The sequence below is a fragment of the Anaerophaga thermohalophila str. Valhall genome, assembly GCF_000250735.1.
Taxonomy (GTDB): domain Bacteria; phylum Bacteroidota; class Bacteroidia; order Bacteroidales; family Marinilabiliaceae; genus Anaerophaga; species Anaerophaga thermohalophila_A.
Map to the genome: position 1 here is coordinate 1 of NZ_AHZV01000276.1, position 9203 is coordinate 9203.

General features: G+C 42.5%; 5 protein-coding genes and 1 pseudogene. All 6 read right to left on the reverse strand.

The genetic code is table 11. The features are described from left to right. Positions 1–331: 331 nt before the first annotated feature. On the reverse strand, positions 332–1459 hold the full coding sequence (locus OQ5_RS0114575; RefSeq protein ID WP_026055316.1) for a hypothetical protein: 1128 nt from the start codon (positions 1457–1459) through the stop codon (positions 332–334). Positions 1460–1844: 385 nt separating this feature from the next. Continuing rightward, a pseudogene (locus OQ5_RS21235) lies at positions 1845–4024 on the reverse strand (GH92 family glycosyl hydrolase); the annotation flags it as partial. Positions 4025–4293: 269 nt separating this feature from the next. Beyond that, positions 4294–5778, reverse strand: a complete 1485-nt coding sequence (locus tag OQ5_RS24845) for a DUF6805 domain-containing protein (protein WP_255297564.1) — start codon at positions 5776–5778, stop codon at positions 4294–4296. Beyond that, on the reverse strand, positions 5768–6676 hold the full coding sequence (locus OQ5_RS24850) for a beta-L-arabinofuranosidase domain-containing protein (protein ID WP_255297565.1): 909 nt from the start codon (positions 6674–6676) through the stop codon (positions 5768–5770). The genes OQ5_RS24845 and OQ5_RS24850 overlap by 11 nt, the downstream gene beginning before the upstream one ends. A 126-nt stretch (positions 6677–6802) precedes the next feature. Next, positions 6803–8113, reverse strand: a complete 1311-nt coding sequence (locus OQ5_RS0114590; protein WP_016778195.1) for an ATP-binding protein — start codon at positions 8111–8113, stop codon at positions 6803–6805. 199 nt (positions 8114–8312) lie between these two features. Beyond that, positions 8313–8867, reverse strand: a complete 555-nt coding sequence (locus tag OQ5_RS0114595; protein WP_016778196.1) for a hypothetical protein — start codon at positions 8865–8867, stop codon at positions 8313–8315. Between the last annotated feature and the right edge of the window lie 336 nt (positions 8868–9203).

The following is a 9203-nucleotide window of genomic DNA, read 5'->3' on the forward strand; positions in this document are numbered from 1 at the left end:
GGACGCTTATGCTAAAGTGCCGGACGCTTATGCTAAGGGTGCAGACGCTTATGCAAAGATGATGAATGAGAGTTTCCCGAAAGGCGAATTATTTCGACATTCCAGGCACAAGATACAATATCAGGTGCTAATTAGTGCTTGTCTATAAATTACGCAAAACTTGTTTCTGGTCATGTGTCTGTTCAGAAAGTGCCAGTTGCAAGGCTTGCGAAGCCGCCAAAACCGGAGTTTACTAATCGTAAATGAGGATTTTGGCGGCAAGCGTAACACAGCAAATGGTACTTTCCGGACAGACACTAATTAAATCGAAATCCAAAATTATGTAATGGTACTATTGTTCCTCTTCCCCTGTATGGTAATAGTTATATATAGCTTCAGAAAACACTTTCCAATGCTTATCGGTCATGCGACCTGGTGTAAACAGACATACACCGGATGCTCCGTTTTCCATTGAGGCTTTTATTGCTGCATTCAGCTGATCGGGTGTGAGACCGTGATTTTCCGGATCGGGTTCATCACTTTTTTTCGAGGGATCGGGACAAATAAACAAGCCGCTGTATAGATCACCCCGGCCTTTAATGGCCTCCACGCCTTCCTTTGTTACAGCCCCAATCCAATCGGTATCTTCAAGATAAAAATCGTTGTAATTCATGGGATAAAAAGCATCCAGGTTCCACTTGTCCCACTCCTGGCGGACAATCTTTTTGGCCACTGAATGAGGCCCCGGAAAAACAGCAGCCGAAATCTCTTTGCCTTCCTTATGAACTGCATCAGCCAGTCGATTAACAACATTGGTAACCAAATCATACCGAAACTGTTTCCATTCTTCCACCTTCGAAGGGTCTTCTTTCTCAAGAATATTGATTCCGGTCTGATCCTCAAAATCGGCAACACAGGAATCGCAATAGCAGTAATCAAACTGCGGATATTCACGATCCATCACCAGATCGTACTTATCCCAAAGGCCACGGGCCAATATCACATCCGGAAAACGAATATAATCGAGATGAATACCATCAATGTCCTTAACGCGCGCAACATTCACATACAACTCTTCCAGGAAATTATATACACCTTCCCGGTTAGGACATAAAAAGGTGTAGTAGGGCACATAGGCCGGATCGGTCAATGCCGACTTTCCTTCTCCGTTGACAGCATACCAGGATGAATCCAGTTTTTCGGAATAACCCTGAACCATTGTTGGAATCCAGGCATGAAATTCCAGACCGGCTTCATGCGCCAGTTTCCCGACACGCTCATAAGTAGACGGATCGTGACCTCCGTTATACATCAGGGCATCAATACCTTTTTCTTTAAGATCGGCAAAATTTTCAGCAATCTCTTCGTCTGTGGCTTCACCGGGGCCCCCCATCCAGGCATGAACAGGGATTTTTTCCTGTGATGTCTGACAACTTGCCAGAAACAAAAAAAGTCCGGTGTAAAGTAAGATTCTTTTCATAGATTTTGAATTTTGAAAGCATCCCCAGGTCAATCCGAATTTATACATAGGGACACCAGTGTCTGTTAAAAATATTTGAAAACAACTTTAACATACTTGTAATCAGTACTAAAAAAAACTTGTCGCACATTTGAAATGAAAACTAAGCAGGAGGGTGTCCAAAAAGTCTCTTTTTCTCTGTGTCTCTCTGTGATGAGCTCCGTTATCTCTGTGTAACTATATATTTATTTTCTCAGGAAACCATATTGATTACAAATTAATTTTCAGAAGAGAACGAATACGGATAAGCTTCCTCATCAATACCTCTTGATTTATTGGGTTCTTCGCTCATTTTAAATTCCAGATGGGCGCCGTCCATCAGGTCAAAATAATTGACATAATTTTTGTTCCAGGGTTTACCGTCGATATACATTTTGTCAATGTAGCGGGTTTCGTCGGTGTTGCCGAACGCTTCAATGGTAATTTTATTGCCGTTTTCCAGTTCAACCTCCATCTGGGGAAACAAAGGTGATCCCAGCACATATTGGTCGCTTCCGGGGGTAACGGGATAAAATCCCATGGAGCTAAAAACGACCAGGCAGAAGTCTGGCCGTTGTCTTCGTCACCGCAATAACCATCCGGGTTGGGTGTATATAAACGATCCATTACTTCTCTGACCCAATATTGGGCTTTCCAGGGTTGACCGGCATAATTGTACAGATAGATCATATGCTGGATCGGTTGATTGCCATGTGCGTATTGTCCCATATTTACAATCTGCATTTCCCGGATTTCATGAATAGGAAAGCCATAATAGCTGTCGTCAAAATCGGGGGGCATAGCAAATACAGAATCAAGCATCGAAACAAAAGTATCTTCTCCCCCCATCAGATGAATCAGCCCCTGAACATCATGAAATACCGACCAGGTGTAGTGCCAGCTGTTGCCTTCAGTAAAGGCATCGCCCCACTTCAGCGGATTGAACGGTTCCTGAAAAGAACCATCCTCATTTTTTCCACGCATCAGATTGGTCTCTGGATCGAACAAATTGCGGTAGTTCTGGCTTCGCTTTCTGAAACGTTTAATTTCTTTTTTGGGCCGATCCAGTTCTTTTGCAAGCTTCCAGATCGTCCAGTCGGCAAAGGCATATTCCAGTGTGCGCGCAGCACTTTCGTTGATACCGACATCATAAGGAACATATCCCAATTCATTATAATATTCATGCCCCAGACGCCCGGTCGCTTCCACTTCGGGATGTACATTTTCGGTGCCGTGTAAAACAGCCTCATAAAGCGTTTCCATATCATAACCCCGGAGACCTTTCAGATAAGCATCTGCTACGATGGTTGCCGAATTATTACCAATCATCACGGAACGATGCCCCGGACTGGCCCATTCGGGCAGAAAGCCACTCTCTTTATAGGCATTTACCAGTCCGGCCTGTATCTTCTCATTCAATGATGGATACATCAGATTAAAAAACGGAAAAACAGCTCTGAATGTATCCCAGAAACCGTTGTCGGTGAACATATATCCCGGCAGCACTTCTCCGTTGTATGGACTGTAATGCACAATATTGCCATCTTCATCATATTCATAAAATTTCCGGGGAAAGAGCAACGTCCGATAAAGGGTAGAGTAAAAGATGCGCGTTTGGTCAAGCGATCCGCCTTTCACAATCATACGGCCCAACTCCCTGTTCCAGATGTCGCGACCTTTAGCCCTTACCGTTTCAAAGTCATCGGCTCCAATCTCCTCCAAATTGCGGGCTGCCTGCTCGTGACTGATAAAAGAAGAGGCCACACGGGCATTGACCACCTCCCCCTTTTGGGTAGAAAAACCAATAACAACTCCGGCATGATCGGCCGTCAATTCGATTTTGTCATTAATCAAACTGTCCTTATTCCATACCAGAGTTTGTTCAAACGGTTTATCGAATTCCACGATGAAATAATTACGGAAATTGTCGGGCACTCCCCCACTGTTCCGGGTTGAATAACCAATAATTTTATTCTCGTCCGGCACGATTTTGATGTACGACCCCTGATCAAAACCATCAATCACCACAAAAGAACTGTCGTTTTCGGGGAAAGTAAAGCGAAATCGAGCAGCTCGTTCTGTGGTAGTCAGTTCTGTTGTAACATCATATTCTGCCAGGTAAACACGGTAATAGTGAGGTTTGGCAATCTCTGCCTTATGCGAAAACCAGCTGGCCCGCTCCTCTTCTGTAAACTTTAACCGGCCGGTAACCGGCATCAGAGAAAAATTACCATAATCGTTCATCCACGGACTGGGCTGGTGTGTTTGCTTGAAACCGCGGATCTTATCGGCATCATAGGCATATTGCCATCCATCGCCCATTTTGGCAGTTTGCGGGGTCCAGAAATTCATGCCCCATGGCAGAGCAATGGCCGGATAAGTATTCCCGTTGGAAAGACTAAACTTCGAGTCGGTTCCCATCAGGGGATTCACATAATCGACGGGAGCTTTTGCTGTTGATGCCGAAATTTGAGCTTTAAGCAGCCCGGCGGCAGCAAAAGAAACACACAAGACTGTTGTTACAGTGACAACGCCAAATCGCTTCATAGATCAGTTTTTTCAGTTTTTTGCGAATGAGTATGGCCGCAAAGATGCTCTTTAGACTAAACCCATAAATAACGCAGGTAAAAAATTAAAACACCAAATTTAAAACTTTTTAAAAGAAGCGAAACGGCTTTTGCGAATTTTTGTTTTAAAGATTTTTTTCTGTATTGTGATTTTGATTTCGGGGATCAGTCACCGATAACTTCGTTTCCTGAGTGCAGAAAAAACCTGTCACAATTAAGATTAGTGCCTCCTCATAGACACCACCGCTCCTATTTACGCATCAATCTTACATGATAAATTCCACCGGTAAGAGAACCATCATGCGCACTGAATTTAACAGTTAAAACTCCGTCGGTAGCTTCCTGGATAATAGATTCCGGAATTTGATAGTCAACATCAACGAAGCCATCCCCTTGAAAGCCATCAAGATTCACTTCTTCGATTTTCTGATCGTTAATGAGAATATCAAAATGACGATCGCTATCCCCGCCGAAATAGGTCACTCTCAAGACCTGTGCTTCTTTTTCCGGATCTTTCAAATCATAAGCAAACCATTGCGAAGCATGTCTCCAGTGACGATCCATGTGCACACCGCTTTCTGTGGCTTCACCCCTGAAGTTATGTTCCGATTCGGGTTGTTGCTCGCCGGTAGCAACCTCATCGATGGTTCGTTTTTCTAATGCAAGTAATACACTATCGCGCTCAGACATAGCACTTCGGATAGAATCAATTTCATCACTGCTGCCGGTTCGCCAATACACAATATATCGGGCATCATGAATCCTGAAAAATGGTTTCAATACCAGATCATCTTCCGAATCGGGAACAATTAAACCGGGCGCTTTAAAAGTCATTGGCTCATCCTCAACAGGAATCACCTCCTCTTCCCAGCTTTCACCGTCAATCTTCAACATGGGGGCCTGATCCAGTGGATAAAGCTGCCCGTGGGCAATATGTCCCATGCGACTATCATCGGCAATCAATCCTTCCAGATGGGTGGAATCGGTGGCGGCCCCCAAAACAAAAGGACCATGCATCAATGAAAGATATGGGCTTTCATCGGGTAAGTACTTTCCATAAGTATGCATAGGCAGCTGAACTTCAATAATATCGCCGTCTTCCCATTTTCTGTTAACAGGGAAATACTGGCCGGGAACAGCCTCTCCGCTGACAGAATTGCCGTTAACGGTGACTTTCATTTCTCCGGGTTTAGTCCAGGCAGGACAACGGATGCCGACAACAAACTCATCAGGCTGGTCAAGTTGCAAACGAAGTGTGGTCTTTTCAATATCCGGGAAGTCGGTTTTCTGAACCAGTTTCAGGCCTTTCTCTTTCCAGTTCAGTTCGGAAGGAATAAAAAGATTGACAAAAACGTCATCATTATCATGAGCATAAATCAATTCGCCATATTTTTCGTGATTCTCAATTCCGGAGCCAACGCAACACCAGAAGGTCTTTTCAGGATTGGAATAAACCCTGTAGTGACGCGGGCGCATAGAAGTAAAATAGACCAGTCCGCCATGTTCTGGATGCTGTGTTGAGAGAATATGGTTATATAAAGCCTGTTCGTAATAATCGATATACTTAAGATCGTTCTTGTACAAAAACAGATGCTTCGACAACTTAAGCATGTTGTAAGTATTACAGGTTTCCGGTCCCTGACGGGATTCAACCATCGAAGAGAAATCATCAACCGGATGGAAATGCTCATGCGTTGAATTGCCACCGATGGTGATTGTACGGTTATTTACCACGGTATTCCAAGAAAAAATCAGATGCATCAATCCACGCAGAATCATGGGTCAATTCGGCAATCCGCATGTAACCAACCACCTTTGGAATCTGTGTGTTGGCATGAAGCCCGGTAAGCTTATCTTCGTGTTGCAGAAGCGGATCAAGTATTTCACGATGCGAGAACCTGCGAGCCAGCTCCAGATACTTCTCATCTCCGGTTATATCATACACATCGGCAAACACTTCATTCAGTCCGCCATGTTCGGATACCAACATTTCCTGAATCTGATCATCGGAAAGATCAGCTGTCAGATCAATGCACCAGTCGGTTAGTTTGATCAACATATCTCTGGCCTTTTCATTTCCGGCATATAGCCATGCGTCACGCAATCCGGCATAGAGTTTATGAATATTGTACAAAGGCACCCACTTGCCGTTAAGCGAAAAGTTACCGGCATCAATGTTTCCTTTGGCAATTTCGGCCCACATGGACTGACCACCGGGAATGCCACCAACATAACCATTGCCATTGGCTTCCTGGCAACGGGCCAATTCGTCAATCATGTAATTCAATCGTTTGCGGGCTTCATCATTACCGGTAGAAGCAATCATCAGCGACAAAGACGTCAGGTAATGACCGCCAATGTGGCCATTCAGACCGGAACCTTCCCAGTTTCCATAACCCGGAGCTTTGGGTTCCAAACCGGCATCTATGAGATATGGTGCCAACAAACGGTCGGGATCGTGAGCCATTACATATTGTTCGTTCAATGCTTCGGCATGTTTGAAAGGACTCTCAAGCAAACGCACGGATGACAGCGGAAATGGCTCCACATCGGGTTGAACTGTCTTGTCGTTGCAGGATACAAAAAATAATCCGGCGATGATTGTGATTAATAAAAAGAAGCGGTTTTTCATAGTTTCTCCTGGTTTAATTATCAATTAAAAAGTCTAAACGCTGACGCAAAGGCTTTATTCTAAAACTTTGCGTCAGTGCGTCTCTACGTTTAGTTTTTTTTTAACTTGACTATTGTTATTAGCACTTTATTGTTTGTTTATAGAGTTCATAAAATGATATACTGCATAAAGCGGTACATTTGTAAGCCAGTCTTCCTCCCTGAAATCAGACATGGAAAAACGAAGAGCCAACCGTGGATGAAATCTTTGATAAAAAGATCGTAAACTTTTTGCACGGAGATTTTCTTCCGCTTTCACTTCTATTGGAAACACCTCCCCCTGGTGCTGGATAACAAAATCTATTTCGGCCATGGATTTTTCTGTAGACCAATAATAAACAAAAAGATCCTGAAAAGTCAAAATCTCCTGTAGAACATACTGTTCAGTAAGAGCGCCTTTAAATTCCTCAAAAATCCTGTTTCCCTCAAGTATGCTTTTTTTGTCTATATCCACCATTGCACCGAGTAATCCAACATCAGTTACAAACAGTTTAAAAACATTGGCTTCTGCATAAGCCTTCAGTGGCATTCCAGGTTTCGATACCCGGCAAACTTTGTGTACTAAACCGCTATCTATCAGCCATGATAATGCCAACTCATAATCCCTGGCTCTTGCACCTGACCTTATGGCTCCGTAAATAAATTTTTTATTCTCTTTTGCCAACTGTTTAGGAATTGAATTCCACAGCATTCTTATTCGTGGCACTACCTCATTTGGTGCATGCTTCGAAAAATCAAATTCATAAGCAGTCAGTATATTCTTTTGAAAGGTTCTTACTTCATTAAAATCGTTATTCTCAACAAAGCAACTAACTACTTCAGGCATTCCTCCTACAAAGTAATACTGTTTTAAAAGTTGAATATACCTGTCTTTAAAAGTCCGGATCAGATCCCAGTCTTTGTTATTCAATAAGTCCAATAATTCAAATTGTTTTGCAGCCTTTAAAAACTCAGCGAAATTCAGTGGATAAAGATTACAAAACTCCACCTTCCCCACCGGGAAAGATGTATCCCTATGCAACGAAACACCCAGCAATGAACCGGCTGCAATCACATGATATTCCGGATAATTCTCATAAAAATACTTTAAAGCGGTTAAAGCTCCTTCTGCTTCCTGCACTTCATCAAATACAATTAAAGTATCGGATGCAGTAATTCTAACACCCGTTTCAATTTGTAGAGCAGTTAAAATACGCCTTACATCAAAATTTTCTTTAAAAAGCGTTTGCAATTCCTTTGATCGTTCAAAATTCACATAGGCCACACGGTTATATTCCCGTCTTCCAAATTCTTTTATCAGCCAGGTTTTGCCGACCTGCCGGGCCCCTCTTAAAACAAGAGGTTTTCGTCCGGGACGGTTTTTCCATTCGACAAGTTCCTGCATTGCTATTCTTTCCATAATCTGAGTCTAATTAACACCAATTTTTATTGAAGATATTGATGTAAATATACATTTTTTCGAACGAAAAAATGTCAAATCTTACACTTTTTCAAAGGAACTTTTGCCAGGTAACACATTTTTTCAAAGGAACTTTTGTCGTATACTACATTTTTCCAAAGGAATATGCGACAGCAATAAGAAATTTTGCCAACTATGCTCATGTCAGAACTACTTCGTAACAACAACGCTCATCACTTCTGCGGATGGATGAAACAACCCTGGCCGAAACAGGTTTTCCCCAAACTATTGAAAACATTCTCTCCGCAAAACCTTCAGAACAATAACACAAAACTGATGAATCAACTCCCTTCTCATATCCTGAAACGGGACACACACAAATATCTTTATTTTCGTCAGCAATCAACACGTTTGAAGTCTCATCAAAATTAATAATCCATCCCCACTCATCTTCAAGAAATCTAATGAACGCATCCGTTTTACCTTTGTATGGAGATAGCAATTCGTTCATTTTCAAATCATCAAAGTGCGCGGAAGAACAACGCTTCATCAAAGACCTGGCCTTTTCATGATCAACATCTGCGCTCATGGCGGAAAGCAATATTCCAAGCCAGGCCTGATGCAATGGTTGTTTCTGATCGCCCCCATTGGACAGTTCATCAGCATGCGTTGTTCTTCCTCGTGCAGACAAACATCCAATGCATGCGCCGGACAAGCACAAGGTTTTTAAAAATTCTTTTCTGTTGAGTGACATACGCATACATTTAAGTAGTGTGTTTCTATCAATAGATCGTTAGATTTTTAGATATAAGATGATTCATATAATCTTGATATACTGCATTTTAACAAACAAACCTCTTTAGATGCAAGCAATTGGTTTGCAACGTATTGTAAAAGTTTAACGGACTGTTGTCTATAAAGTACCAAAAAATTTTTACAATTTGAGTGTCTGTTCAGAAAGTGCCAGTTGCACGGCTTGTGAAGCCCGAAAATACGGAGTTTACTTTTCGTAAATGAGTTTTTGGCGGCGAGCGTAACACAGCAAATGGTACTTTATGGACAGACACTAATTAGAGCTCGTCTATAAACT